General features: G+C 55.8%; 23 protein-coding genes. 13 read left to right on the top strand and 10 right to left on the bottom strand.

Features of this window, described 5'->3' with window-relative positions; genetic code table 11:
• Nucleotides 1–54: 54 nt before the first annotated feature.
• The gene (locus tag PV433_RS31425) at nt 55–1,080 is read left to right on the top strand and encodes an NAD(P)H-dependent amine dehydrogenase family protein (protein WP_332075920.1); all 1,026 of its coding nucleotides are present in this window, start codon (nt 55–57) and stop codon (nt 1,078–1,080) included.
• Between the two features lie 173 nt (nt 1,081–1,253).
• Here PV433_RS31425 and PV433_RS31420 read toward each other — a convergent pair whose 3' ends face one another.
• On the bottom strand, nt 1,254–2,495 hold the full coding sequence (locus tag PV433_RS31420; protein WP_332075919.1) for a CynX/NimT family MFS transporter: 1,242 nt from the start codon (nt 2,493–2,495) through the stop codon (nt 1,254–1,256).
• Between the two features lie 192 nt (nt 2,496–2,687).
• Nucleotides 2,688–3,257: a helix-turn-helix domain-containing protein gene (locus tag PV433_RS31415; protein WP_332075918.1), complete on the bottom strand. Its 570-nt coding sequence runs from the start codon at nt 3,255–3,257 to the stop codon at nt 2,688–2,690.
• Between the two features lie 249 nt (nt 3,258–3,506).
• Between PV433_RS31415 and PV433_RS31410 the strand changes: the two genes are divergently transcribed.
• The 3 genes from PV433_RS31410 to PV433_RS31400 are packed head-to-tail and all read left to right on the top strand — an operon-like array spanning nt 3,507 to nt 7,022.
• Nucleotides 3,507–4,469: an AAA family ATPase gene (locus tag PV433_RS31410; protein WP_332075917.1), complete on the top strand. Its 963-nt coding sequence runs from the start codon at nt 3,507–3,509 to the stop codon at nt 4,467–4,469.
• A gap of 7 nt (nt 4,470–4,476) precedes the next feature.
• On the top strand, nt 4,477–5,691 hold the full coding sequence (locus PV433_RS31405; protein WP_332075916.1) for a DUF58 domain-containing protein: 1,215 nt from the start codon (nt 4,477–4,479) through the stop codon (nt 5,689–5,691).
• Nucleotides 5,692–5,696: 5 nt separating this feature from the next.
• Nucleotides 5,697–7,022, top strand: coding sequence for a DUF4129 domain-containing protein (locus PV433_RS31400; protein ID WP_332075915.1), 1,326 nt, complete (start codon nt 5,697–5,699; stop codon nt 7,020–7,022).
• Nucleotides 7,023–7,268: 246 nt separating this feature from the next.
• Here PV433_RS31400 and PV433_RS31395 read toward each other — a convergent pair whose 3' ends face one another.
• From PV433_RS31395 to PV433_RS31375, 5 genes are all read right to left on the bottom strand, one after another.
• Nucleotides 7,269–7,610 (bottom strand): MmcQ/YjbR family DNA-binding protein, encoded by a 342-nt coding sequence (locus PV433_RS31395; RefSeq protein ID WP_332075914.1) that lies wholly within the window; start codon nt 7,608–7,610, stop codon nt 7,269–7,271.
• A 61-nt stretch (nt 7,611–7,671) separates the two neighbouring features.
• Nucleotides 7,672–7,929, bottom strand: coding sequence for a hypothetical protein (locus PV433_RS31390; protein ID WP_332075913.1), 258 nt, complete (start codon nt 7,927–7,929; stop codon nt 7,672–7,674).
• Nucleotides 7,930–7,987: 58 nt separating this feature from the next.
• Nucleotides 7,988–9,190, bottom strand: a complete 1,203-nt coding sequence (locus PV433_RS31385) for a class I SAM-dependent methyltransferase (RefSeq protein ID WP_332075912.1) — start codon at nt 9,188–9,190, stop codon at nt 7,988–7,990.
• A gap of 83 nt (nt 9,191–9,273) precedes the next feature.
• Complete coding sequence (locus PV433_RS31380) at nt 9,274–10,389, bottom strand: DUF4871 domain-containing protein (protein WP_332075911.1); 1,116 nt, start codon at nt 10,387–10,389, stop codon at nt 9,274–9,276.
• Complete coding sequence (locus tag PV433_RS31375; RefSeq protein ID WP_332075910.1) at nt 10,386–10,928, bottom strand: RNA polymerase sigma factor; 543 nt, start codon at nt 10,926–10,928, stop codon at nt 10,386–10,388. Before PV433_RS31375 ends, PV433_RS31380 begins: the two co-directional genes overlap by 4 nt.
• A gap of 152 nt (nt 10,929–11,080) precedes the next feature.
• Between PV433_RS31375 and PV433_RS31370 the strand changes: the two genes are divergently transcribed.
• From PV433_RS31370 to PV433_RS31360, 3 genes are all read left to right on the top strand, one after another.
• Complete coding sequence (locus tag PV433_RS31370) at nt 11,081–12,037, top strand: S66 peptidase family protein (protein WP_332075909.1); 957 nt, start codon at nt 11,081–11,083, stop codon at nt 12,035–12,037.
• 246 nt (nt 12,038–12,283) lie between these two features.
• Complete coding sequence (locus tag PV433_RS31365) at nt 12,284–13,117, top strand: M23 family metallopeptidase (RefSeq protein WP_332075908.1); 834 nt, start codon at nt 12,284–12,286, stop codon at nt 13,115–13,117.
• A gap of 603 nt (nt 13,118–13,720) precedes the next feature.
• A complete protein-coding gene (locus tag PV433_RS31360) occupies nt 13,721–14,566 on the top strand; it encodes a helix-turn-helix transcriptional regulator (RefSeq protein WP_332075907.1) in 846 nt (281 codons plus the stop codon).
• Between the two features lie 106 nt (nt 14,567–14,672).
• Here the strand turns inward: PV433_RS31360 and PV433_RS31355 are convergent, their stop codons facing one another.
• Nucleotides 14,673–15,278 carry a histidine phosphatase family protein gene (locus PV433_RS31355; protein WP_332075943.1) on the bottom strand — a complete coding sequence of 202 codons (606 nt, stop codon included), beginning with the start codon at nt 15,276–15,278 and terminating at the stop codon, nt 14,673–14,675.
• Between the two features lie 163 nt (nt 15,279–15,441).
• Nucleotides 15,442–15,945 (bottom strand): ferritin, encoded by a 504-nt coding sequence (locus PV433_RS31350; protein WP_332075906.1) that lies wholly within the window; start codon nt 15,943–15,945, stop codon nt 15,442–15,444.
• 711 nt (nt 15,946–16,656) lie between these two features.
• On the opposite strand from PV433_RS31350, the gene PV433_RS31345 reads away from it, so the two are divergent.
• From PV433_RS31345 to PV433_RS31335, 3 genes are read left to right on the top strand one after another with little or no spacing between them, the layout of a single operon-like run.
• A complete protein-coding gene (locus PV433_RS31345; RefSeq protein ID WP_332075905.1) occupies nt 16,657–17,727 on the top strand; it encodes an ABC transporter substrate-binding protein in 1,071 nt (356 codons plus the stop codon).
• A 35-nt stretch (nt 17,728–17,762) separates the two neighbouring features.
• Complete coding sequence (locus PV433_RS31340; protein ID WP_190930148.1) at nt 17,763–18,575, top strand: ABC transporter permease; 813 nt, start codon at nt 17,763–17,765, stop codon at nt 18,573–18,575.
• A complete protein-coding gene (locus PV433_RS31335) occupies nt 18,575–19,321 on the top strand; it encodes an ABC transporter ATP-binding protein (RefSeq protein ID WP_332075904.1) in 747 nt (248 codons plus the stop codon). The genes PV433_RS31340 and PV433_RS31335 overlap by 1 nt, the downstream gene beginning before the upstream one ends.
• A 229-nt stretch (nt 19,322–19,550) precedes the next feature.
• On the opposite strand, the gene PV433_RS31330 is transcribed toward PV433_RS31335, so the two are convergent.
• Complete coding sequence (locus tag PV433_RS31330; protein ID WP_332075903.1) at nt 19,551–20,408, bottom strand: helix-turn-helix transcriptional regulator; 858 nt, start codon at nt 20,406–20,408, stop codon at nt 19,551–19,553.
• A 200-nt stretch (nt 20,409–20,608) separates the two neighbouring features.
• Between PV433_RS31330 and PV433_RS31325 the strand changes: the two genes are divergently transcribed.
• The 3 genes from PV433_RS31325 (at nt 20,609) to PV433_RS31315 (ending at nt 25,951) form a co-directional block, all read left to right on the top strand.
• Complete coding sequence (locus PV433_RS31325) at nt 20,609–22,042, top strand: ABC transporter substrate-binding protein (protein ID WP_332075942.1); 1,434 nt, start codon at nt 20,609–20,611, stop codon at nt 22,040–22,042.
• 50 nt (nt 22,043–22,092) lie between these two features.
• Nucleotides 22,093–25,002: a hypothetical protein gene (locus PV433_RS31320; RefSeq protein WP_332075902.1), complete on the top strand. Its 2,910-nt coding sequence runs from the start codon at nt 22,093–22,095 to the stop codon at nt 25,000–25,002.
• 214 nt (nt 25,003–25,216) lie between these two features.
• Complete coding sequence (locus tag PV433_RS31315; protein ID WP_442951599.1) at nt 25,217–25,951, top strand: EcsC family protein; 735 nt, start codon at nt 25,217–25,219, stop codon at nt 25,949–25,951.
• The last annotated feature ends 44 nt before the right edge of the window (nt 25,952–25,995 follow it).

Genomic DNA, 25,995 nt, shown 5'->3' with positions numbered 1-25,995 from the left:
CCCATTTCGTATCATCTACCTTGTGAAAAAAAGAACAACCCAGGAGGGAACGCTATGTTGGAGAAAGTAAGAGTCATTCAATACGGCTGCGGCAAAATGGGGATTTACTTCCTGCGGTATCTGGTCGAGAAAGGCGCTGAAATCGTAGGCGCCATCGATAACAACCCGAAGCTGGCCGGCAAGGACGTCGGAGAAATCGCCGGACTTCCGATGAGGCTGAACGTGCCCGTCCGATCCGATGCAGAAGCCGTATTCCAGGAATGTGACGCCCATGTCTGCATTATAGCGACGACCAGCCTGATGTCGGATACCTACAACGCGTACGAGCTGGCTGCCAGACACGGCGTAAATGCGATCAGCACTTGTGAAGAAGCGCTGTATCCGTGGACGACGTCGCCGGCGCTTACGAACCGTCTGGATGCCCTCGCCAAGCAAAACGGCTGCACGTTGACCGGATCGGGCTACCAGGACGTATTCTGGGGCAATCTGATTACCGCGCTTGCCGGTGCCACTCACCGGATCGACCGGATTGAAGGCAGATCCAGCTACAACGTCGAGGAATACGGCATTGCTCTCGCCCAAGTCCATGGGGCGGGCTTGACAGCTGCGGAATTTGATGAGCAGATCGCCCGCAACGACGCGCTCCCTTCGTTTATGTGGAACGCCAACGAATGGCTGTGTTCGCAGTTCGGCTGGACGATCCGCTCGACCGAGCAGAAGCTGGTACCGACGACACACGACAAGGATCTATACTCGTCGACGCTGGGCAAGACGATCCCCGCAGGCAATGCGACGGGCATGACGGCTATCGTGACGACCGTTACGCAGCAGGGACCGGTTATCGTAACGGAATGTATCGGCAAAGTGTATGCGGAAGGCGAAGTGGACCGCAACGACTGGACGATCAAGGGCGAACCGGATACGGAGCTGAAGATCGCGCGGCCGGCTACGGTTGAATTAACGTGTGCGACGGTCGTGAACCGCATTCCGGATCTGCTCAGGGCTCCCGCAGGCTTCTATACGACCGAGAAAATGGCGCCGGCCCGGTACCGGACGTACCCTCTTCACTATTACGTTTAAGCCTCGCACCCTATCGCTCTAAGGATGATGCGTCAATTTTGCGCTTGCCCGGCCCTCAGGAACCAGGGGACCGGGCTTTGTTCTGGTGCCGCATCCCCCTATCGTCGTCTGATTCAATTTGTTCGTTCCGTTAAGGTAGTAGTTACATCCGGCAAGAGGGGTTCTCCATCAAGTCAGACCGAACCCACATACCGATCTCTCGCCGCGCCTAACCCGAATCCCCCGAGCAACACCGCTATGCCGACTAAAGTTACAAGCGGAACCTTCCAGCCGTTGGTTACGTCGTGCAACAATCCGAAGAGGGTCGGACCGCCGGCGGCGAGCAAGTACCCGACAGATTGAGCCATACCGGACAGAGCCGCAGCTTGACGGGCATTTTGGGTACGCAGTCCAAAAAACATCATGGATAAACCGAAGGCAAAACCTCCCCCGATGCCGAGCACGACGATCCATACCACCATCCAACCCGGATTTCCGGCAAGCAGCCCGCCCGTGCCGAGAATCAGCAAAATCGACATAATAAAGACCAGTGAACGTTGACTGGACAAGCGGCCGGCTACGATCGGGACTATAAATGTGAACGGAAGCAGCGCTAATTGCATAATGGACAGATACCAGCCCGATTGACTTGCACTTACGCCTTGCTGTACCAAAAGTTCGGGCAGCCATGCGATCAGCACATAAAAAAGCGTCGATTGCAAACCCATAAACAACGTGACCTGCCAGGCCAGCGCGGAGCGCCATACGTTCACGGCACCGCCGTCCGATTGATTCGAGACAGCGGCCGAACCCGCGTGGCGGCGCCGTCTCATATAAGGCAGCCAGCATACAAGGGACACGATGCTCAGCAGTCCCCATACGCCCAGCGCCCCTTGCCATCCGAGTCCCAGTCCGACTGCGACCGGAACGCTTATGCCGGAAGCGATCGCTCCGAATAAGTTCATGGAGATGGAGTACATCCCCGTCATAAGGCCGATTCGCTTGGGAAACTCCCGCTTGATCAGGCTGGGCAGCAAGACGTTGCATACGGAAATAGCCAGTCCCAGCAAGGCCGTCCCGATAAATAATGCGGCAACTCCTGACAAAGAACGCAACGTAATACCGGCCGTTAAGCCCAGAATAGATAGAAAGATAAGGAGCTCCACTCCGATTTTATGTCCCAATCTCGGCACAAACGGTGAAAACAGCGCAAAAGCCAGCAGCGGCACCGTAGTAATCAAACCGGCCGATGTATTCGAAATATGCAAATGGTCTTTGATAAGACCGACTAAAGGCCCCACTGAAGTTAGGGGAGCCCGCAAATTGACGGCAATACAAACGATCGCCGCCGCAATTACCCAAGCTGCGGATACACGGGCGTTTGAAGATTGTTGATTATGCGGAGGCTCCTTTAGCCGATGATCTGCTGATCTCATAAAATATCCTCCTGATCTTTCAAATAAAATGATATATTATAATATATATTAATTAATTTATAGTATACTATAATATAAAACAAAGAGCTTGTCTAACCTTATTATTTCCCCAAAAAGAAATACCCCCTATCCGCCGGGGATAGAGGGACACTTCATGTCGCAGCGCAGGTTCGAGCTGGAACGCTGCATATTCTAGCCCCCATACTTCATCAAAATATGGAGGACGACGACTTCATCGGACTGATTGATATAAGAATGCGTCGTGTCTGCGCAAAAACGGATAGAATCGTATTGATGTAATAGGTGTGACTCCTGACCGACACGAATCGTGACCGTTCCCGACATGACGGTAACGATCTCCGTTGTATGGGGGTGATGTTTTTCCGGATCGTAGGAGCTGTTCGGCTGGAGATAAGCTCGGCACATTTCCATTTCATCGCCGGCATGATGGAAGATCGGTTCGATCACCCACGTCTTCTCTTCCCCGGCGATTCTTAACCCCTTCCCGGCCCTCGACACATTTACACTGCTTTCTGCCGAGAATAAAGCCATAAGCGGGACCGATAAGCTTTTTGATATTTTCCACAACATGCCGATGGTCGGATTCGTCTCACCACGCTCAATATTGCCCAGCGTGAGCTTGCTCACCCCCGATAAGGCCGCTACATCATCAAGACTGAGCTGCTTCTCTTTGCGAAGTCTCTTCAGCACCGCTCCTACCTGCAGCACCACTTGTTTCGGATCTTCAGATTCTATAGGCATGCTCTCTCTCCCCTTCAGTCATGCAATGGAAGCTGCAAAGTATAAAGTATATTATAGTTAGCTTTTTATCTATTATACTTCAATAAAGAAGAGCAAATAAACCCGGCTACCCCGTTATGCATCTCTTCGATTCCTCAATGTAACGTGCGGCCTGATCGTACCTGTGGATTTCCTCCATAATCCGCATAGGCTCTATCCCGCTATTATGGTATGGTGAAGGTAGACTAGATAAAGGAGTGTGCCCTTCAGATGCTACTGACCGACATCCGCCGTATGGCGCAAAACGTGAAACAAAATATAAACAAAGTCATCGTCGGCAAGGAAGACGTCGTCGACCAATTGCTAATCGCCTTGATCGCCTCCGGCCATGTGCTGCTCGAAGATGTCCCCGGAACCGGCAAAACGCTGCTGGCCAAAGCGATGGCCAAATCGCTGCACTGCACCTGCAAGCGCATTCAGTTTACGCCCGATCTGCTTCCTTCCGATCTTAGCGGCATTAACTTCTATAACCAGAAAGCAAGCGAGTTCCAGTTCCGGCCGGGTCCGGTATTTACGAATATTTTGCTGGCCGATGAAATCAACCGGGCTACACCGCGCACTCAATCCAGCCTGCTCGAATGTATGGAGGAGCGACAGGTGAGCATCGACGGGGAGACCCGCACGCTGGACCGTCCGTTCATGGTAATCGCCACACAAAATCCGGTCGAAAACCAGGGGACGTTCCCGCTTCCGGAAGCCCAGCTCGACCGGTTTCTGCTGAAGGTGCGCATGGGGTATCCGTCGCGGGAGCAGGGCGTTGATATTTTGAAGCGGTTCAAGCAGGACAATCCGCTCGACTCGCTCGAAAGCGTTGCCGACGCCCGCGAACTGACGGCCGCTCAGCTCGCTTATTCGCAGGTCGCCGTCCACGACGATCTGCTCGATTATATGATGCACATCGTCGAACGGACGCGCAGCCACCCCGATATCGCCCTTGGCGTCAGCCCCCGCGGCAGCCAGTCGCTGCTGAAGGCGGTGCAGGTGCACGCGATCCTGCAAGACCGGGACTACGTCCTGCCTGACGATATTAAAGCGATGGCGAAGCCGGTGCTGGCCCACAGACTGCTGCTGCGACACGCGATCCGGTTAAAGGAAGATGCGGCTGACGCAATCATCGACCAGCTGCTGCGGGACACGCCGGTTCCGTCCGAGACGCTGGCGCGCAACGGGTAGTCCGGCCATGAGCGTACATTGGCTGCTGATCATAACCGCCCTGATCGTGTTCGCGCAAGGCAAGGCGTACCAATGGTGGGGCTTTCGCCATGTCAGCTACAAGCGGTACTTCGACGTCCCCGCCTGTTTTCAAGGCGACGAGGTACAGCTTATCGAGGTCATCTCCAACCGCAAGGCGATGCCGATGCCCTGGCTCCGGCTGGAATCGCTTATGCATGCAGGGCTCCGCTTCCAGAACCAGTCCAATCTGGACATCTCCAGCGGGGAACTGTTTCAGAACCATAAAAGCTTGTTCAGTCTTATGCCTTATACGCGAATTACGCGAAAACATAAGGTGCTCTGCCTGAAGCGCGGCTGCTACGACCTGCAAACCGCGACGATGACCAGCGGAGATTTGCTCGGAGTATTCGTCTCGTACCAGACGCTGTACTTCGATAAAGAAACGCGGCTGCTCGTCTATCCCGAGCCGATCCCGCTCAAAGACATCCCGCTGCCTTCCCACAGCTGGCAGGGCGATATTTCCGTGCGGCGCTGGGTCGTCGACGATCCGTTCCGGATCGCCGGGGTGCGCGAGTACCGGTACGGGGACACGATGAATACGATCAATTGGAGCGCCACGGCCCGCACCGGCCGTCTGCAGGTACATCAGCGCGACTATACAGCCGACCACCGGATCATGATCTATCTGAATTTCGAGATTACCGAAACGATGTGGGGCGCGGTTACCGAGCCCGAACGGATCGAGAAAGGGATCTCGTATGCGGCCGCGCTCGCCGAGATGTGTATCGGCCGGGGCATCGACACCGGATTCGGCTGCAACGGCTGCGTAATCGATCAGCCCAAGGAACCGGTCCGTATTCCTCCGTCGGGAGGAGACGCTCACCTGACCGGTCTGTACGAGACGATGGCCATGCTGCTTATCGAGCGAACGACAGGCTTCGCGGAATTTATCGAGTACGACCTGCTTCAGGGCACATCGAATACGGACTTTATCGTAATCACTTCGTATATCAGCGAAAACATGGAGCGGCAGTTCGAACGTCTTCGCTACAACGGCAACGCCGTACAAGTCGTGATGCTGGAGGAAGGTCCTGCCCGGCAGAACGGCAGCGCGCAGCAAGCCGGACAAGATTCGTCCGCCGGCTCCAGTCCGTCCCCCGGGAGCACTGCGGCCGCGCCGGCGGCACCGGCCTCGGAGCCGGCTCATACGAAAGGGGCTTGAGTGCGATGCGGCATCTGAAAAACCTGACTCTCGCCTGGCTCCAAGGGCTGGCCGAGCTGCTGCTTTATTTCCCGGTATTCGCGGCCATATACGTGATCGTGCCGCGTTTCGCCCTCTCTGTACCGGAATGGCTGGCTGTCATCTCCGTTATGTATGCGCTCGGCTATGCCTTTCACTATATGCTTCGGTCGGTATGGCAGCTGCTGGCGTGGATCGGCTCCGTGGCGGTTCCCGCCGTATGCGCCTGGCAGATCGGCGGTTCGCCGCTGATGATCGCCGTCAGCTTCCTAAGTTTCGCCGCTGCCTGGATTCGCGGCAGACAGAACCGGCTGCGCGGCTGGGACCGCTCGTTCAGCACCGGCGTCTGGTGGATCGGAATGATCGGTTATTTTATCGCTTCGTTCGTCTATCCGCGTCTTGACGAAACCGCTCCGTTCTCGCCCTGGATCACGGGCTTCGGAATTGTGGCGCTGGCTCTTACGCTGTACCGGACGAACAGTTCCACGCTCGACAAAGAATCCCAGAGCCGGGAAGGCGCACCGATTGCAGGCGAGACGAGATGGCGCAACCGTGCGCTGCTGTTCGGATTGTTCGCCCTGATCCTGCTTCTCGCGTCTTTCCGGACGCTCGCCGCGGCGGCCGCCCAGGCGGGGGCGGCGCTGTTCGGCGGAGCTATCGCCCTTCTGCTTCAGTTGCTTAATATGCTCCGCCCGGAAGAGGCCGAACGGTCGAACCCGCCGCAGCAACCGCTTGATCTCAGCCAGTTGTTCGGCGAATCCGAGCCTTCCGCTCTCGCCCTTTTCCTGCAGAAGGCGATGTACATCGTCGTGGCGCTGATCATGCTGGCGGCCGCCATCTGGCTTCTGTATCTCCTCGTCAAACACGGAAAGCGGTGGCTTCACCGGTTTATGGGGTGGTACGGGGAACGTCTGGAAAGCTCCGACGCCGGCTACGTCGACGAGAAGCAGTCGCTTCTGGACAGCAGGGAGTGGGCGCGTGAACGCGCCGATGCATGGAAGCGCCGGTTCACCGGCTGGTTCGGCAAGGAGCCCGGCTGGGAAGATCTGACGGACAACCGCGAGCGGGTGCGCCATGCTTTCAAGCGTCTCCTCCTCGGCCGGATCGCCGGAGGGTATAAGCATCACGATGCGCGGACCCCTCGCGAGACCGGACGCGAACTCATCCGGCGCAGCCCGCTGCGCCCGGACGAAGAAACCGCGCTGCGTTTGTATGAGGAGGTCCGATATGGCGGCAAAGAAGTAAGCGACGAGCAGGCTACCGAAGTCAAGACGCTGTTCGGAGCCGGAAGCCGGAACAAGCCGCGTAAATGACTCGGCGGCGGTTCGGTTCATCCGTCCCCAGCACAAATCAAATCCCCCTCCGTCACCACGTGTGGCTGCAGAGGGGGATTCGTTAATGAGTCTAAGGGTCATTCGTCTTGGAGAGAGGCTTCGTTCAGAAGCTTGTCTTAGCGGGCGGAACAGGGTGATGTGCAGGTTCAGGTGTGTTTGTTCCGGAATACCTCTCCGATTCGAAAAGGTTGGGGCCGTGCCGGCCGCCTATGGCCGGCCCCGGTCCTAATCGTACTGAGCTACAAGCTTTTTGGGCGCGGTCAGCCGCCAAGCCCGTTCCACCTGCTCCCGCAGCTCGTCCGCACCTACTGCTGACAGACGCACCAAAATGTACGGATACCCTTTATAATGATCGGTTATATAATAAATGTCGGGGTAAGCTTGAAGCAGGAAGTCTTGCGTTTCAAAGTCCGTTTTGAGAACAAGCGTCTCTCCGTCCTCGCGAATTCTTGAGAAAAACTTCCCCCGGACGCGCAATGAAGCGGTTCCGTAGGTGGTCCCTTCCTCTACCTCCGGCAATTGCAGCGCAATCGCCCGAACACGATCGAATAAAGCCGGAGCGGACATCCGCCCCCCCTCCCCTCTTGCAAAATCCCGCTGTTCAATCGGCCGCCCCGCACTCCCGCGGTTATCCGTTCGAATGCGACGATTTGCGGAAAATGAACAGATGCAGCAGCGCCGCAGCAATGGACAAGCCGGCGCAGTACATGTTCACCTCTTGCGGACTTAGCGTCTTCCACCAGACGACCACCTGAACCAGCTGGCCCGTCGGGGTCAGCACCAGCCACAAAAATAAACATGCTGCGATTAGCAGCGGCTGAAACAATTTGGACCACGTCCAAGTCCGTCTCTTCATCTCCGTGCCGTTCGTTGGTTTTGTTTCCACTCCATATCCTCCTAACGAGCCAATATCCAGGCGCACATTAGGCTCTCCCGTTATTTTCCTATTGTTCTCTCTCTGTTTCATTCGTAAACTGCGGGCCGAGCAGATCCGACAGCGCCCGTTCCAAATAAGGAGAAATGCCGAGCGACTGCGCATAAGCCCGATAAGCCGCCGCTCCCGCCGGATCAGGCGTTCCTGCCGCGTCGCCTTCCTTCACGGCCCGGATGAGCAAATTTTTGGGCGTATGCTCCATATCGATAAATTCCAGCACCTGCGTCCGGTAACCGACCAGCTCGAGCAGCTGCGCCCGTGCCGCATCGGTAGCCAGCGAAGCGAACCGTTCCTTCAGGATGCCGTGCTTCAGCAGCGGCGCCAGCGCCTCGCTCCGCACTTGGTTGAACAGCTCGTGCTGGCAGCACGGGACGGACAGGATCACTTGGGCTCCCCAACGAACCGCCTTCTCCAGGGCGGCGTCGGTAGCCGTATCGCACGCGTGCAGCGTCACGACCATGTCGACCTCTTCGAATCCTTCATACCGGCTTATATCGCCGACCAGGAACCGGAGCCGGTCATAGCCGAGCCTTGCAGCCAGCTCGCTGCAATGACGGATGACGTCCTCCTTCAGATCGAGGCCGACAACTTGAAGATCCAGTTTGCGGATTTCATCGAGGTAGTGATACAAAGCGAACGTCAGATACGACTTACCGCAGCCGAAATCGACGATCCGCACCGTCCGGCCTTGCGGCAAATGCTCCGCCACGTCGTCGATCATCTCGAGAAACCGGTTAATTTGCCGGAACTTGTCGTACTTCGCCGCGAACACTTTGCCCCCAGCGTTCATGACGCCGAGCTCGATGAGAAAAGGAACCGGCGTCCCTTCCTCCAGCACGTAACGCTTCTTCCGGTTATGCGACAGCTCCGCTTCGGGCTTGGTCGCCTTTTTCTTTAGGATGGCAGCTTCGCCCTTTTTGTTTAGCAAAATATGATAGTCCGCCTCGCTAGTCTGCAGCAGCGCCTGCTTGTAGTGAGCGCGCAGCAGCTGCTCCGCCCGGCCGGCCGCCTGATCGGCCGCCACGTTCTCGTGCAGCACCTTCGTTCCGACATAAAGAGCAAACTGGTAGTGAAGCTTGCCTTTGAGCAGCACCGGCTTGATCTTTATTTTGTCGGCCGGAACCCCTGCCCCTTTCTTCGGTCCGCTGAGCACCGCTTGTGTCCACGAACCGGCTTCCGCTGCCCCCCGCAGAATTTCCGTTAACGCATCCATAGGTTCCCCCTGCTAGTTTCCATTCCTAAGGAAGCTATTCGCTTCGGGAACCATTATACTGCAAAAAGGGTACGGAAAGGAAATCAGGGCGCCCCGCTCCCGCCGGCTGCCGCCTTCACCTCGACGACGACACTGCCGTGCAGCCGGTCTCCTATAAACGCCATCAGCCGCCATAAGCCCGGTTCCGGCAGCGACATCATCGTAGGCGCTGCGGCATCCGCTCCATTCAGCGGGGAACCGGCAGACTCCCCCTCGAATACGTCGACGACCCGGTTCGAATCCTTGCGTACGGCAACAATCCGAAGCTTGCCCTCCAGCTCGCTCTTGCCCCCCCAGAAGTGCCACATATACTTGTTCGCTTGGCCTGCCCTAAAACCAGGGTCAATAAAACCCAGCCTTCCCTTCACTCCGTGCAGGTCGTAGGCACCGCTTCGGAATATCGGACTCACCTGCCATGGAGCATCGGGCACATCGAACACGACATCGGCATACGGCTCCCCGTCCATAAATACGACGAACGACCATTCTCCCGATACGGGCAGGGCAAACCTCGTGGAGATCCGGGTAAAATCGTCGTACGCCTTTCCCGCCTCCGATACGTTCATCTCCGCCAGTTCCGTTATTCGGGTTCCAGTTTCGTGATTCACCCCCTCGATGCGAATCATGCGATCCTTCAACTGGTCGAACGGCGTGTAGAAGTTCCACCAGCTGCCGGCAGGCGTTCCGGCGGCATAATCTCCACCCGGAAACACCTCCAATACTTTGACGTTATTTACGGTATAAAGGTTTCTCGTTTTCCTGTTATTACCATTATTTTCGTGAGGCGTTCCTCCTCTCTCCGGGTTGCCGCCGACTCCCCCTTGAATCGTACGATCGTGCCCCGTAAAGATCGGAGACCATTCCAACGTGCGCACTAGCACGAGCGCCAGCAACACGCCGGCAACCGTTACGGCTGCCGCCAGAGCCAGCGGATTGCGGCGCCGGAGGTTCCCGCGTTCCCGTTCCAACCGCACCCGGCCGAGCACCTGCTTCTTTTGCTGCGCGTTCAGCCCTTCCCCGAAGTAAGGCGTCCGCTTCAGCCCCGCGTACCAAGCCGGCTGCGTCTCTGCCGCCCGCCTCCGTTCCTTCTCCCGTTCCTCCATGCCCCTCTGCTTCTGCCGATTGCCTTCGTGACGTTCCTCGCTGTTGTTGCCTGTCATCGCGGTTCCTCCTCCTTCCGCTTCCGTTCCACCTTCGCCCTTGCGCGATGCAGGCGGGACTTTACCGTTCCTTCCGACAAATCAAGCAGCTCCGCAATCTCGTTGTTGGACAGCTCGTAATGCGCATCCAGAACCAGAACCTCCCGGTATTTCGCCGGCAGGCCGAGCACCGTTTCCCATAAACTTCGCTCCGCCTGCCGGTCCATCATAACCGACTCCGCGGAACGGGAAGTGCCTTGCGGAGAAAACAATCCGGACAGCGTCACCTTGCGGACGAACGCGGAGCGCAAATAATTAATCGCCGTCCGGCGTGTAATGCCGAGCAGCCAAGTTTTGACCGAGCATTCTCCCCGGAACGCGGATCGATGACGGTACGCTTTCCAGAACACGTCCTGTGTAATATCGTCTGCCGTATCCCGCCGCTTCGTTATGAAACAGGCGTACCTCCATACGTCGTCCCCGTACGTCTCCATCCAATCCTGGATTAGCGACTCGGGATCGCCGTTTTGGATCATATGCCGCACATCTTCGTGGCTCAAACCGGAATCACCTCACCCATATAGACAACGCAATCCGCTCAAAGTTCCAACCGATGCGTAATTTTTGCCGAGCGGCCCGACGTTCTGTCTGCAGGCGGTCGATCATACGCTTATTAAATGATAGCGAGTTCGACATACTGGGGGACTGGGTTATGGCAATCAGGCCGCCGATCTTGAGAGCGGGCGATACGATCGGCATCGTGACGCTTGGAAGTCCGCTCGCGGCAAGCGTCATCGACAGCAGAATCGAAACGCTGCAAAGCCTCGGGTTTCAAATTGCAATGGGCAGGCATGTGTACGACGCCGACGGCTTCTTGGCCGGAACGGACCGCGAGAGAGCGGACGATCTGATGGCGATGTTTCTGGACCCGAAGGTGCGGATGATTTTGCCGACCCGGGGCGGGGTGGGCGTCGCCGGAATTTTGCCTTATCTCGATTTTCGGGCGATCGCGGATCATCCGAAAATTTTATCCGGTTACAGCGATATTACAGTGTTGTCCAACGCTTTATATCAATTCTCCAATCTGATCGGGTTTCAGAGCTTGATGCTGATTAATTTCAGCACGAGCACGCCCGCTTATAACTACAATCAGTTTTTCACGGCCACCTCCACCATAACGTCCCCGAGAGTCATCGGGAATCCGCCGGGCATGCCGCTCGCGAGCCTCGTCCCCGGCAATGTGACAGGCCCGATCGTCGGAGGCAATCTGACTTCTTTTACCGACACGCTCGGTACGCCCTATGAATTCGATACGCTAGGCAAAATATTGGTGCTGGAGGAAACAGCCGAGCCGATCAATAAAGTATACCGGATGCTCAACCGGCTGAAGCTGGCCGGGAAATTGGACGACTGCATCGGCATCGTCATGGGACAATGCACCGATTGTACCGCCGCCTATGGGGTCACTTACCAGGACTTGATCCGGGAAGTGCTCGTCCCCCTCGGCAAACCGCTGATGACGAATCTGGCGACGGCTCACGGGACGTACAAATCCGCGATTCCGTTAGGCGCACGGGCGAATTTGAACACGGCGGCCAATACGTTTACGATCCTCGAGCCGACCGTCTCCATAGAGGCGCAAGGACCTGCTGCCAATACTTTCTACTAAAAATGAGCTGCCGCTTCCTTTAAGATGGTACTATACCGTCTAATAGAGGATGTTCAAAAAGTCCACTTTTGATCACGAAGCCGATCAGGAAGCCTACTCGACATCGAATATGGAATTCAGCCGGAACTTCCGGTGCTCACCAAAGTTTTCACTACGCTACGCTCCTCATTTCCTAGCTTCATCCCAGCTTCTCGGTGCTGAAACCGGACTTTTTGAACTCCCACTAAAAGGAGTTGAACAGCCAAGATGAAATCCAAAATCGGCGTATTATCCGGCATCGTGCTGGGACTATCGCTATTCGGTTCCTCGGTTCAGGCAGCCACGCACACCGTACAGCCGGGCGATACGCTGTGGAAGGTTGCAACCGCTCACAACATCACGGTTCAGCAGTTGACGAGTCTGAACCCTTCAACCGGAGAGATGCTGTACCCGGGTCAAACGCTTCAAGTACCGGATGATGCGAATGCGTATACCGTCCGGACGGGGGACACGTTCTGGAAAATCGCCGCAGCCTACGGATTGCCGACCTTATCTCTCATTCGCGCCAATCCTCATATATCGAATCCGGACATGCTGAATATCGGAGACAAGCTCCGTATTCCTGCTGCGCCCTCCGCCTATCTGAACGGGTATTTCCCGCTAAGGGCCGGTACGTACACTCCGTATGTAAACAATTATGCCGAGGTGCGCACCTGGTCGCCGACAGGCGAGGAAATCCGACCGCATGAGGGCGTCGATATTTTCGCAGACAAAGGCACGCCCGTCTACACAGCCGCAGACGGCACGATTATCAATTACGGCTGGAACCAGTACGGCGGCTGGCGCCTGACGGTACGGACCGACGATTCCACCGCGTTTTATTATGCGCACCTCTCCGGTTATGCCGAAGGGATAGGCAAAGGCGGCACAGTCAAGAAAGGCCAACTGATCGGCTACGTCGGCAGCACCGGATACGGTCCGGAAGGAACCGAAGGAAAGTTCCTCCCTCATCTGCATTTCGGAATCTATAAAACCAACGTCTCGCCGTGGAAAACGGTGGACCCTTACCCGTATTTGACCTGGTGGGAACTGCAGCGGTAATTGCTTCTTGCTGCTCGGGGATAACGAAGTTGACTTGAGTTGTAAAAAGGTACAGGGTGCATGAGGCCCGGTCGGCCGGGTGAAGATTTTGCGCGTTTCGCGGCACTTCTGCGATTTATACGGAAAGAGAGAGCTTCGCGGCTGTTGCAGCTGCGGAGTTTTTTACGATTCCAGAATGATAGTATATTCGCTAATGCGTTAAAGCCGAACCGGGACATTCTGAAGTAAGAAAACCTGCCTCTTACCGGGACTTTCCCAGTTATGGGGTAATACACGGTTATTTTCACTATTATTTTTAAAATGTGTACTTAAATTCCCATATCGACCACCAATTTGTTACATTTTCCCCTTGTTTCAAATTTTAACTTCCTTTTAAATCAAGGTTTTCTGGGATATCAATTGGGAGATCGTTTTTTAAGCGGCCGGCGGGGATCGGAACCGCCAGGGAATCGTTCGGGGAAGAGCGCCGCTCCCTGCTTCCTAGCCAAGTATAACACTCTATTGTTATGGCCTAATGGACAAGTTAAAATAAGACTAGCTTGCATTCCCGGATGATAACACAATATTGCTTTACCACCCTACTGAACAGGAGAGTCTTGACAGATGAGGCGCCAGTACAATTTGCCTACTTTAGCGGAACCGCCGTTTTTTTGTTTGCCGGAATCGGTCGGCTGGTATTCGGACTGGCCGGAACATTTGGTGAACCGCAGCTATGGGGCGCTCGATAATTTCAGCATCCACTTGATCACGGCGGGCAAAGGAACGGTCGAGCTGGATGGCGATTCGATCACGCTTCAGCCCGGAGACGCCTTCCTCTACTTCCCGCTTATGCAGCAGCGGTATTATTCGAGCCAGGACGAGCCATGGGACGTACGCTGGGTACACTTCTACGGCGGGCCGAAGCTGGTTGAATATATGACCGAGCACGGCTTCCGGCGCACGACGCTGTGGACGGTCAAATCGTGGAAGGAGCTGCTTCCGCTCTTTCATGCGCTGCTTGAGGAAGCGGAGACGCATTCGTTCCTGCATCTGGCTTCGCTGTCCTCGATGACGTATACGATTTTGACGGAGTTTATGAGCCGGGCGGAGCCTTTTACCGGCGGCAAGCCCGCCGACACGTCGGACCGGCTGGCCCGGCTGCTGCCGGCGATCCGCAGCCGGGCCAGCGAGCCGTTCGTCCTGGAGGAATGGGCGGAGAAGGCCGGCGTTAGTACGTATTACTTTTGCAAGCTGTTCCGCAAAACGATGCAGATGACGCCGCTCGACTTCGTCACCCTATGCCGGCTCCAGCACGCCAAGCAGCTGCTGCTCGAACGCAGCGACTGGCCGGTGAAACAAGTCGCGCTGGAGGTAGGCTACACGAACCCGAGCTACTTCAACAAACGGTTTATGGAGCAGGAGAAGATGACGCCGCTCGAATACCGGCGCATCCGGCTGGGGCGGGACTAGCGCGCTCCGCTTGTTGGAGCCGCTTGCACGGCTGGTTCTTGGCGCAGGCGGCTCTGCCGAGCTCCTTTCAAACACTGTGTCCACTGGGGGTGCCGGTATTGTCAGTTTAACCAATGTTGCTGGAACCGCCGCTTAGAGTAGAGTCCCCCCACAATCTGTTTACCTGCACCAGCTTCTGATCGTCAAATTCCAATCGGTATACATCCGGCTTAGAGGTTTGAAGCAGAAAATTGAAGTCGTACCTAGGGTCATAAAACGCCATCATTAGCGTCATGACGGCTCCGTGGGTGCCGACCGCTATTTTCTGTCCCCGGTAGAGCTGTAATATTTTTTTCAAAACCGATATAGCCCGGGTCTGACACTCCGCATTGGACTCCCCGCCCTTTAAGGAAAAATTCGGATCGGCAAACGACTTCTCCACCAAAGGGAACAGTTCCGCATCCGGCATTCGACTGTCTTCGTTCCGAAAAATTCTTTCTTTGAGGTCTTCAAAAACTATGATTTTTTGCCGGGAGTGCTGGGCTAGCTCTTGCAAAGTTAAGATTGCACGGCGGTATGGACTTGAAACGAAAACCCCGATCCCCTCGTCTTTTAATAATTCCGTTATTCGATCCGCATCCGCCTTTCCTTTCTCCGTCAGCCCTCTTGTTCTTTCGGTTCCTTCCGTCTTCGGCGATTCGCCGTGCCTGACCATGTAAATGAACGTGTTCATCGTATCCTCCCTAATAACCTGTCTATACTGAGGCACTCTGGAAAGTATCTTGACACCTGCAACGACAACAACAACAACAACAACAACAACAAGGCCCGACCGGAGGCCGAACCTTGTTGCGTTGACTGTGTATCGGTTGCGTGAAATCGGGCCGCCCCGCCGCTTAAGCCCCCGGCGTAAACGTCCGCTTGGCAAGCTCGGCATCGAGCATATAAAACGCATTGCTGTCCTTGTCGATCCGGCGCAGCTTCTGGATGATGCTGTCGAAGGTTGCTTCTTCCTCGACCTGCTCGTCGATGAACCATTTCAGGAAGTTGATCGTCGCGTGCTCGCGCTCGTTCCAGGCAATGTCGGACAAGTCGTAGATGCGACGGGTTACCGTCTGCTCGTGTTCGTAAGCTTGCTCGAACGCGTCCAGCAGCGAGCCGTACTCGTTGGACGGGTCCAACATTCCGCTCACGACGGCGCGTTTGCCGAGCGTATTGATGAAGTGGAAGATTTTCATGGCGTGGAACTTCTCTTCCTCGGCTTGTACGATGAAAAAGTTCGCGAACCCGTCGAAGCTTTCCGCCGAACAGTAGGCGGCCATCGCCAGATACACCTGAGAAGAGTAAAACTCGTAGTTCATTTGATCGTTCAGCTTGTCTAATAACGCTTGGCTCAGCATCGCGCTCACTTCTCCTTCTTATGCCGGTTGGGCAAGCATGGTATTCCTTTACATTATAGCGATAATCGGGAGCCGGATACAAACTTCGCTCGGTCCAGTTCTGCTCCTTCGCGCGAAGTATGTCGGATTGAGTCCCGGCTGCGGCTCTTGGGCTGCATTGAAGTCCTCTCTCTAACGGACACCCCAGCAGCTTAGACGTCGAATTTGCCCATTTTCGCGCTGTAACGGTCACCAGAGCCGCTTAGAGACAAAATATCCGCTACAATTAGCCGCCAGCGCCACATTAGCGGCTCTCATGTCCGTTAGTTAGCTCGCCCCCCTGCTTTTTCCGCTCTAAGCGTCTCCCATGTCCGTTAGCTAGCCCGCCCCCTCTGCTTTTCACCCTCTAAACTGCTCTCATGTCCGTTAGCTGGCCCGCCCCCTCTGCTTTCACCCTCTAAACTGCTCTCATGTCCGTTAGCTAGCCAGTCCCCATCTTTTACCGCTCTTAGCGGCTCCCATGTCCGTTCCCCGCCGCTTCGTCTGCTGCGCCCCTGCAATGCTGTGGCTCCCTGTACCGCTACAACGCTACACCACTGCCGCCGCCGCCCCCGGCTCCCGCTGGCAATTTCCAATACAAAAAAGGTCTTGACGTCCTCCCCATATATTCCTATAATAAAACCTATTAAAGCGGTAGGAATTGTTTATATTGTGGGGGAGCTGAGAAGAAATATGATGAAACGGCACTTTGCTGGTAAATACAAGGTACGGACCCTGGCGATATTCGCCTTGGCCGTCCTGATGATTGTGGCAACGGCGTGCGGAGCGAAACCGGAAGCGGGCGGAGACAACACACAAGGCGGCACGGGCGGCGATGCCAAAAAAGAAACGAAGGCGCTGACGGTCGGCTACTTGAACGTCATGGACGACGCGCAAGCCATGCTTGCTTACGACGCCAAGCTGTATGAGAAGTACGGACTGCAAGTGAAGCTGCAAGCGTTCGAAAGCGGCACCGACCTGATTAAAGCGATGGTGGGCGGCCAAGTCGACGCGGGCGTACTCGGATTCACGAATGCGGTCACTTGGGCTTCGAAGGGCGCCGGTCTGAAAGTCGTCGCAGGTGCGCAGATGGGCTTCCACAGCATTCTCGTCCGCAACGATTCCGGCATCAAGACGGTAGAAGACCTGAAAGGCCGTAAGCTTGCTTCCCAGAAGCAGGGCAGCACCGCCGATATCGTTCTGAACGGCGTAACCCTCGCCCAAGCGAAGCTGACGAATAAAGATTTGCAGATGGTATACGCCGAGCCGGCCCAAGCGATCCAGTCGCTCGCCGGAGGTGCGGTAGACGCGGCGTTCGTATTCGAGCCTTACTCGCGGATGGCGCAACTGACGTCCCCGGTAACCCAAATTTACGAGATCGGCAAAGTATGGCCGTTCCCTTGCATGGTCGTCATCACCACCGACGATCAGTTGAAAAAAGACCGCGACGCGGTCAACCGGATGCTCGACGCCCAGAAAGAAGCGATCGAGATGCTGCAGAAAGATCCGCAAAAAGCGGCCGACTTCATTACGAAGCGATTCATCGAAGGCGATTCGTTCAAAACGGCTAAAGGCGACGTAAAAGCGACTACCGTCATCAAAGAATCGATCGAGTCGCAAACGTTCAACTGGGATATTACGCCGGACCACATCAAAACGATGCAGCAAATCGCCGATCTGATGATCGACCAAAAAGCGCTCGACAAGCCGGTGAAGGTCGAAGACATTCTCGATCTGTCCTGGCAGCAGCAGCTCAAAAAATAAGCTTGATCCATTTCTTGACGTGAGGAGACCGCCAGGTGAATTCGACAACCGATAAACCGAAACGGTCCGCGAAAACGACCGCTGTGCGCAAGGTGCTGCCCTATCTAGCTGCGATAGGCAGCCTTCTTGCCTTATGGCAAGTTTCTTCGTGGATCCTGAACAAACCATTTCTGCTGCCTGGGGTGCCCGAAGTATTCGGGCGGCTGCTCCGCAGCTTCTCGAACACCGACTTTATGAGCGGTGTGGCCGACAGTATGATTCGTCTCGGCGTCGCCTTTCCGACCGCTTGTCTTCTCGGGGCGGTCCTCGGTCTGCTGGCCGGCGTCTCCCACAGCTTCGCCGTTTATTTGCGCGGAATTATTTCGATTTTGCAAGCCATACCGCCGATCACGTGGGTACCGTTCTTCGCGATCCTGCTAGGTTACGGCAACGCTACGATCATTACCGTCATCATTATCGCCAGCTTCTTCCCGATGGCGCTCTCCATGTTGAATGCAACCGAAGGCATCAACAAGACGCATCTGGAACTGGCCCGCGTGCTCGGAGCTTCAAGAGGACAGTTGATCACGAAAGTGTTTACTCCCGAGTCGTTCCCCGCATTCATTACAGGCGCTCAAGTGGCCTTCGGCAACGCCTGGCGCTCGCTGATCGCCGCGGAAATGGTCGGCGGAGCGATGTCCGGTCTCGGCTATTACTCCAGGTGGCGCGGCGAGGTCGCCGATATGAGCGGCGTCCTGATGAGTATCGTAGCGATCGGCACCATCGCAGCCGTGCTGGACCATCTCGTGCTGGAAAAGCTGAAGCGCAGACTGCTCCGCTACCGCTACATGACGGGAGGCGATAACTGATGCAGACGATCCAGATCGATCGGGTCAGCAAAAAGTTCGGGCAGCTCGAAGTGTTGTCCGACATCAATTTTACGATTGAAAAAGGCGAGTTCGCAGCAATCGTCGGTCCATCCGGCTGCGGCAAAAGCACTGTCCTGCGGATGATCGCAGGGCTGGAGACTGCCTCGGAAGGCCAAGTGCTGGCAAACGGCCAGCGCATTCAGAAGCCGGACCCGCAGCGCGTTCTGATCTTCCAGGAACACGCCCTGTATCCGTGGAGAACGGTCGAGGACAATGTCGGCTTCGGCCTCGAGCTGGCCAAGGTGCCGGCTAAGGAGCGCCGCATTCGCGTCAACGAAGTGCTCGAAAAGGTCGGCTTAAGCGGGTTCCAGTCGTATTATCCGTCCCAGCTGTCCGGCGGCATGAAGCAGCGGGTATCGATCGCCCGCGCCCTCGTGCTGAACCCGGAGGTGCTGCTGCTCGACGAGCCGTACGGCGCACTGGACGCGATCACCCGGCTCACGATGCAGAACGAGTTGATCAAGCTGTGGAGAGGTTCGGGGATGACCGTGCTGCTGATTACGCACGACATCGACGAAGCGGTTTACTTGGCCGATACAATCTACGTCATGAGTCCCCGTCCGGGACGCATTACGGAGAAATTCCAAACCGCGATGCTGCGTCCCCGCGACCGCAACAGCTCGGAGTTCGTCAAGCTGCGCCACCAGATTATGGACAGCCTGGACATCGGTACGTACAGCATCTAACCAACTTGCGTCCGGCATGAAGAAAGCGACTGCTCCGCGATGAACGCGCGGCCGAAAAAGCAGCCTTTCGTTCGGCAACTCATGCAGGACAGCCATCACAAACAAAGCTCAGCCCAGACCGTCCGCACGGACGCCAAGGCTGAGCTTTTTGCTATTGACCCGAAAGCGGCATCGGCTTCTTCAACCACCCGACCGCCGCGCCGCATCCCATGATAACCTCCTTTGCCGTCTAATGGTACCTGTACTGCTTCGGAGTCATCCCCATCCTCTTCTTGAATATGTAGCAAAAGTAGTTGAAATTCGGCCATCCCGACTTCTCGCCGATCTCCTGCACGGAGCGGGTCGTCGTCTTCAGCAGGATGCATGCCTGCTTCATTCTGCGCTCGGTCAGCCATTCGATAATCGTCTTGCCCGTTACTTTGCGGAACAGCTGGGAGACGTGGTTCGGGGACAAATGAACCGCCTGCGCCAGGACGTCGAGCTCGAACTCCTTATCGTAATTTTCTTCGATCCATTTCATCACTCCGGACACCACCGGAGCCGCCGCATATGCCGGCTGTTTCGCTCCGCCGTCGCTTTTCCATAACGGATACAAGTAATGAAGGATCGAGACAAGAATAAGCGCCCTGCCCTCCAGCCGGTTAGGGGAAGGATGCAGCTCGAGCCGGTCGCTGCTCTCGGTCAGAAACTTCCCGAACTGCTCGTACTGCGGCATTTGCTGAACCTGTACGACCGAAGGGTCGCTGCACAAACGGTCATGAAATTGATACAGGTGAGGAAACGCTTTCAAATACTCGGAGATATATCCCGTTTCGTATTTTAGCAACGAGCGCACGTAGGGCTGGGTGGAGCTGATCTGCATCTGCAAATAGTGAGGCTGATACGGTTTAATAAACAACAACGTTCCGGGCTGAACATCGTATGCGCCGTGCTCGAAAATCAGCTTCCCTTCCCCGTTATGGATGAAAATGATCTCGATCCCCGGATGGAAGTGGAACAGCTGCTTGAAATTGTGCGAGACGTCCTTCCCAACTTCAAGCACAATCGGATTGCGTGCCAGATAAGAACAATGTTCGAAAATCAACATAATTCCTCCATAGGAACACAAAAGAGATTTATTGACATTTTATCATAATAGATCGCAACTTTCCTCCATTTGATTATGATACTTTTGGAGTGCGCAGCTGCATGAATCTGATCCCGTTCCTGAGGGACGAAGCGGACGGTATGCAGCGCTCACGAAAATCGATATAAAAGCACTTAACCAACAGGGAGGTTGTTAACGTGATGACACAAAGAGGCTCGAATGCAAACTCAAATACGGATACCGTCCTAGCCCCACTCCTAATTGAAAGCGCAATCAAAAGCAAACACACGCCGATGCTCCACCGTATACGGCAAAAAGCAAAGCTGCCCTTTCTGCTCGTCCTCATCAGCTCCGTCGCAGCCGCCTGCTCGGGAGGCAGCACCGGAACCGGCGCCGGTCAAAACCCGGGAACCGACGGCTCCAAACCGGCGGTCAAAAATCAGGACCCGATCGAGCTCGTCTTTTACTCCACCTCGGGCGACTTCGACAACGAAGGCTTTATGAACATGTTCGGCAAAAAAATCAAAGAGAAGTTCCCTCATATTACGCCGAAGTTTATCCCCCGTACAGCGGGAGTGACGATCCCGAATATGGTGACCGCCGGGGAAACGCTCGATATTTTGTACTTCTCCAGCGGACAGACGAACGAACTGCTCGATGTGCAGCTGCAATACGACATCTCCGATCTGATCAAGCAGAACAAATACGATCTCGGCCGGCTCGAGCCGACTACGGTTGATATTCAGAGACTGATCGCGGGCGGCGGCATCTATGGCCTGCCGGTATTCAACAATACGATCACGATGTTCTACAACAAAGATTTGTTTGACAAGTTCGGAGTCGCCTACCCGAAGGACGGAATGACGTGGGATGCCGTCTACGATCTGTCCAAGCAGATGGCGCGTACCGACGGCGATACGAAATATCAGGGATTCACCTTGTCGATGTCGCACAATATGCTCGTCAACCAATTCTCCATTCCGTATACGGATAAGCAAAACAAGGTGAACTTTACTTCCGACGAGTTTAGGAAGCTGTTCGACATGTGGACGCGGTTTTATCATCTTCCCGGCAACGAAGTTACCAAACAGACGGTCAGCTACGGCGTACAAGTCGACAAGTTCGATAAGGAGAAGTCGACTGCCATCTACCTCGGGCTGGCGGCGCTCGGACCGGCCCGCTTCAAGGACAATTTCAACTGGGACGTCGCCTCGTTCCCCGAGTGGAAAGAAAAGCCGGGCATCGGGCCGCAGCCGTATCCGAGCTACTTCTACGTCACGAATACGAGCAAACATAAGGAGCAGGCGTTCGACGTCATCGCCTGGCTGACCTCGGACGAATTCCAGCGCCACCTCGCCCGCAACGGTCTGTTCCCGACCTTGACCAACCGGGACGTGATGAAGGATTTCGGCCAGGACGTTCCGTATTTGAAAACGAAAAACTTCAACAGCTTTATGCCCAAAACGTTCGCCTCTCCGGCGATGCCGTCCAAATTCGTCTCGATCGGCGCCAAACATTTGACGACAGCCTTTAATAGCGTGTCGCTGAAAGAAAAAGACATCAACACGGCGCTGCGCGAAGCCGAAGAAGCGGCTAACAAAGAAATTCAGACCAAGCTGTCCGGAAGCAAGTAACCGGCTGACCGGAGCTTCCTATTCTTTAGCAGATACGGAGGTTGATGATCTTGAGCAGTCACGATACGACCGACAACGAGCGGGAAACCGGTAAAGACCGGCTATCCAGGCGCAAAATGCTTGCCATTCTGGGGACGACCGGCGCGGCGATCGCCGCCGGTTCCACCGCGGTGTGGGCCACTTCTCATCAGGCAGGGAGCGGGAATATGCAGGTGACCTTACTCGAGCTTAGCAGCGTGCCGGATCTCGAAGAAAATCAGATCGTCAGGACGACGGGGTATTACACCGCAGGTGACGGCGGCGGCGCCGAATACATCATCCGGACCGCCCAGCTGCCTGAGGACGGCGGAAGCGTGATCAATCTGGCGAACGGCCTTCAGGCGCATCTGCTGCCGGTACCCAGCGTCAACTATGCCCTGTTCGGGGCCAAGGGAGACGGCGTCGGCGACGATGGCGTCCCGATCAAGAAGGCTCATGCTTATGCGAACAGCGCCAAGCTTCCGGTCATCCAGCTATCGGGCGAATTCTGGATCAAAGAAACGAACCTGATCCCGATCCAAACGAACGTCCAATGGGGACAGACGATTTTCCATATCGACGAGAGCTATAACGTTCGGGACAAACAGCGGTTCCTCATTTCGAGCGCCAAGCTGCAGCAGACGATCTCACTCGGCGCCGCGGAGAAAGCTGCGCTGCTCTCCAAGCTGAAACCGGGCACGACGATCATCTCCGAGCTGGCGGCCTACAAAAACTGTCTCGTCATCGTCGCCGACAGCAACGACCGGATCGGCATCCGCGCCGGATATGCGGGCAATACGGGCTGGGCCAAGGAAGAGCTGTTCGTTGTGGAGGAGCACGGGCGCATCATCGGCGATATTGCCTGGACGTTCCAGAACTATACGAGCCTGACCGCCTACCCCTGTGATGACAGCTATCTCGTCGTCGAGGGAGGAACCTTCTACTTGTCGGGCAATAATCCGGGGCAAAACCAGGGATATTGGAACAACGGCTTCTCCATCCGGCGCAGCCGGACGATCATCCGCAACCAGTGGGTCGGGCTAGAGCCGGGACAGACCGACGTCTCCCTCGACCCGCGCAACGGCTTCTACACATTCACCAACTCCTACGACGTTACCTTGGAGAACGTACGGCTCCTTCCGTGGGAAAAAGACCGGCCCGGCACAACCCAGGACGTCCCGCAGGGCACTTACGGCATCGGCGGCAGCCGGGTGTTGAATGCAACTTTCCGGAACGTGACCGCTGAAGGCAGCACGATCCATTGGGGCGTCTTCGGCACGAACCTGTTCAAAAATTTTCGTGTGGAAAATTGCCGGCTGAACCGGATCGACGTCCATTTCCACTGCTGGAACTTGTACGTGCGGGATTCGGAGATCGGCTTCCACGGCTTTACGCTAACCGGCGGCGGAGATTTGTTCGTTGAGAATACGAAGCGGTTCGGCAACGACTTCCTGTCGTTCCGCCAGGATTACGGGGCCAAGTGGGACGGCCACATCCGGCTCACGAACTGCCGTCTGGTCGTCACGAATCCGAACAGCGAGGCGAGGGCGCTGAACTTCTCCCCCTCCGACTTCGATTACAAATATCCGATCGGCTACGGACAATCGATCCGGGTTCATAATTTCGTATTCGACTTCGTCGCGAATCCGGCGGGGACGGGCGTATGCCGTGTGATGAAGACGGCGGCGTTCTCCGCTACGAGCCAAGGCCACCGGCTGTTTTTCCCTCAGTTGATCGAATTTGTCGGCGTTACGGTCACGGGGCGGGAAAAAGGAGTCCGGATTATGGAGATTCCGAATCCGTTCGGCTACGATGTGCGCAAGCCAGGAGGATACGACGATCAGCAGGTGCGAACGAACTGCTACATGCGGTTCGAGAACATTCAGTGCGAGAAAACGCCGGCTCAGGCGTCCCAGTCGGTATCTCACGTCAATTTCATGCTGGGCGGGCTCAGCACCGCTCCGTATGCCGACGATCGGGCGTTGTATCCGAAAATTGAAATGGTCAATTGCGGCGATCTGTTCGTGCATTTTAAAGGCGCTTCCGCCGACGTCCGCATTACGGGCTGCAGAGTGAATAGTATCGACGCTTACGAAGGCGGACCGATGCGGGGACGAATCGTCTTCGATTCCTGCGACATCCAGGCCGACGTGATCGAAGACAACAAAAGCTTCTTTTATCTCTCGACCCAGCATGGGGTGACGTTTCTGAACTGCACGATTCATCCGCCGATCGTCGACGGTACGCCGAGACCGGACCTGCTCGCCCGTTACGAATTTATCGACGTGAATAACAAGCTGCAGCATTCGCATCTGAATACAAGATTATCCAAATCGTTACACGATTATTTCGCGACTGCAGGCATATCGATATTGCCGGAATATATCGACATGCTCAAGAGCCACCACGAGAAAGACAGCATATGGATGGCCCTACGCAAAGGCTCTACAGCGGACCGGCCGGCGCCGTCGAAGTTTCAATCCGAGATCGGATTCGTCTACTATGATACCGACCTGGGCCGGATGATCGTCTGGAACGGCACAGCATGGTCATTGCCCGCCGCTGAAACGGGAAGCTGTCACTTCTACGGCGCGGTTAACGCGCAGACTCCGGCTGGAGGAACTGTATTGAAACGCGCCGAGGGACATCCTACCCAGGAGGCACTGATGCCGCGGGCGGGCAGGCTGACGGCATGCATCTCGCATATCGCCGCCGGAAGCGATACAGCCGTTACTTTCGATATATGGAAAAACGGCCAGCTGTGGATCGGCGGGCTGGCGGCTACCGGGAATGCCGGTGAAACGCACCCGTTACCTTTTCCTCCCGCCGCGGACCCATCCTTCTCCGCCAACGACCGGCTCGGCATACGGGTCCATAAGCCGTCTTCAGCGGAGTACAACGGGACAATCGACCTTCTTGCGTCGTATTCGGATAACTTGTAACGAACCGGATATATGCACCTCAGACCATGCAAGACTCGCTGAACCTTCATTAAGCTTAACCGACTGCTTCGTACAGAAGCGCCGGTTAAGCTCTTTTGGTGATTCGGGAGTTCCTCCTCGAACGCGACCGATTCGTTTATATAACGTATGAAGTAACAACGGGGAAGGAATACTCTGACCGTACATGAACCGAAAGCGAGGCAACACCATGTCTATGATCTCATATGAGGATTCGATCCGCGTGCGGCTCGCCGATTGGGAGCGGGGACTCCTGAAGCAGCCGGGTCTGCTGGAGCGAACGTCCAAGTCGATTCAGACGAAAATCAACGATAAAATTCCTGCCAAAATACATGCCGCCCTGACGACCGCAGTAAAAGGCATTTTCCGCACCGTCCTGTTCACGCTCGATTATGTGCCCAAAAGCTTGCCGCAAACGGGACTGACCTTGCAGCAGCGGGACGAGAAGGCGGTTGAAGTCGTCAATATGTACAAAAAGATCGCCGCTGCCGAAGGAGCGGGAACCGGAGCGGGCGGATTCGCCCTCGGGCTCGTCGATTTCCCTGCGCTGATCGCGATTAAGATGAAATGTCTGTTCGAGCTCGCTCATCTGTACGGCTACTCGACCCGCGACTATAGGGAGCGGCTGTTCCTGCTGTACGTGTTCCAGCTCGCCTTCTCGGGACGCGATCACAAGGTGCGGGTGTACCGGATCGTGCGCAACTGGGATGAAGTGGTGCTGCAATATCCGGAAGGCGAGCATGCGCTGCAAACCGTCGATTGGGAAAAGCTGCAGCAGGAATACCGGGACGCCATCGACTTCAGGAAGATGCTCCAGCTTGTGCCAGGCATCGGCGCCATCGTAGGAGCGTGGGCCAACTACGGCTTGCTCGAAGAGCTGGGACAAACGGCGATCAACAGTTTCCGGCTCAGACTGTTGCACGGCGGCTAAAGGCAGGCCCGCCCAGCTTGCCCTCCTCTTTCCAGGCTTCCCTC

It is taken from the genome of Paenibacillus sp. GYB004 (genome assembly GCF_036577605.1).
Taxonomy (GTDB): Bacteria; Bacillota; Bacilli; order Paenibacillales; family NBRC-103111; genus Paenibacillus_AB; species Paenibacillus_AB oceani.
This window is presented reverse-complemented; position numbering and strand designations above follow the sequence as displayed.

Coding starts and splice junctions, on each gene's coding strand:
- PV433_RS31365 (WP_332075908.1), top strand. CDS start 12,284: ATGAAATCCAAAATCGGCGTATTATCCGGCATCGTGCTGGGACTATCG.
- PV433_RS31330 (WP_332075903.1), bottom strand. CDS start 20,408: ATGTTGATTTTCGAACATTGTTCTTATCTGGCACGCAATCCGATTGTG.
- PV433_RS31400 (WP_332075915.1), top strand. CDS start 5,697: ATGCGGCATCTGAAAAACCTGACTCTCGCCTGGCTCCAAGGGCTGGCC.
- PV433_RS31380 (WP_332075911.1), bottom strand. CDS start 10,389: ATGACAGGCAACAACAGCGAGGAACGTCACGAAGGCAATCGGCAGAAG.
- PV433_RS31395 (WP_332075914.1), bottom strand. CDS start 7,610: ATGTCCGCTCCGGCTTTATTCGATCGTGTTCGGGCGATTGCGCTGCAA.
- PV433_RS31345 (WP_332075905.1), top strand. CDS start 16,657: ATGATGAAACGGCACTTTGCTGGTAAATACAAGGTACGGACCCTGGCG.
- PV433_RS31335 (WP_332075904.1), top strand. CDS start 18,575: ATGCAGACGATCCAGATCGATCGGGTCAGCAAAAAGTTCGGGCAGCTC.
- PV433_RS31405 (WP_332075916.1), top strand. CDS start 4,477: ATGAGCGTACATTGGCTGCTGATCATAACCGCCCTGATCGTGTTCGCG.
- PV433_RS31420 (WP_332075919.1), bottom strand. CDS start 2,495: ATGAGATCAGCAGATCATCGGCTAAAGGAGCCTCCGCATAATCAACAA.
- PV433_RS31385 (WP_332075912.1), bottom strand. CDS start 9,190: ATGGATGCGTTAACGGAAATTCTGCGGGGGGCAGCGGAAGCCGGTTCG.
- PV433_RS31315 (WP_442951599.1), top strand. CDS start 25,217: ATGATCTCATATGAGGATTCGATCCGCGTGCGGCTCGCCGATTGGGAG.
- PV433_RS31410 (WP_332075917.1), top strand. CDS start 3,507: ATGCTACTGACCGACATCCGCCGTATGGCGCAAAACGTGAAACAAAAT.
- PV433_RS31370 (WP_332075909.1), top strand. CDS start 11,081: ATGGCAATCAGGCCGCCGATCTTGAGAGCGGGCGATACGATCGGCATC.
- PV433_RS31425 (WP_332075920.1), top strand. CDS start 55: ATGTTGGAGAAAGTAAGAGTCATTCAATACGGCTGCGGCAAAATGGGG.
- PV433_RS31360 (WP_332075907.1), top strand. CDS start 13,721: ATGAGGCGCCAGTACAATTTGCCTACTTTAGCGGAACCGCCGTTTTTT.
- PV433_RS31355 (WP_332075943.1), bottom strand. CDS start 15,278: ATGAACACGTTCATTTACATGGTCAGGCACGGCGAATCGCCGAAGACG.
- PV433_RS31350 (WP_332075906.1), bottom strand. CDS start 15,945: ATGCTGAGCCAAGCGTTATTAGACAAGCTGAACGATCAAATGAACTAC.
- PV433_RS31325 (WP_332075942.1), top strand. CDS start 20,609: ATGACACAAAGAGGCTCGAATGCAAACTCAAATACGGATACCGTCCTA.
- PV433_RS31415 (WP_332075918.1), bottom strand. CDS start 3,257: ATGCCTATAGAATCTGAAGATCCGAAACAAGTGGTGCTGCAGGTAGGA.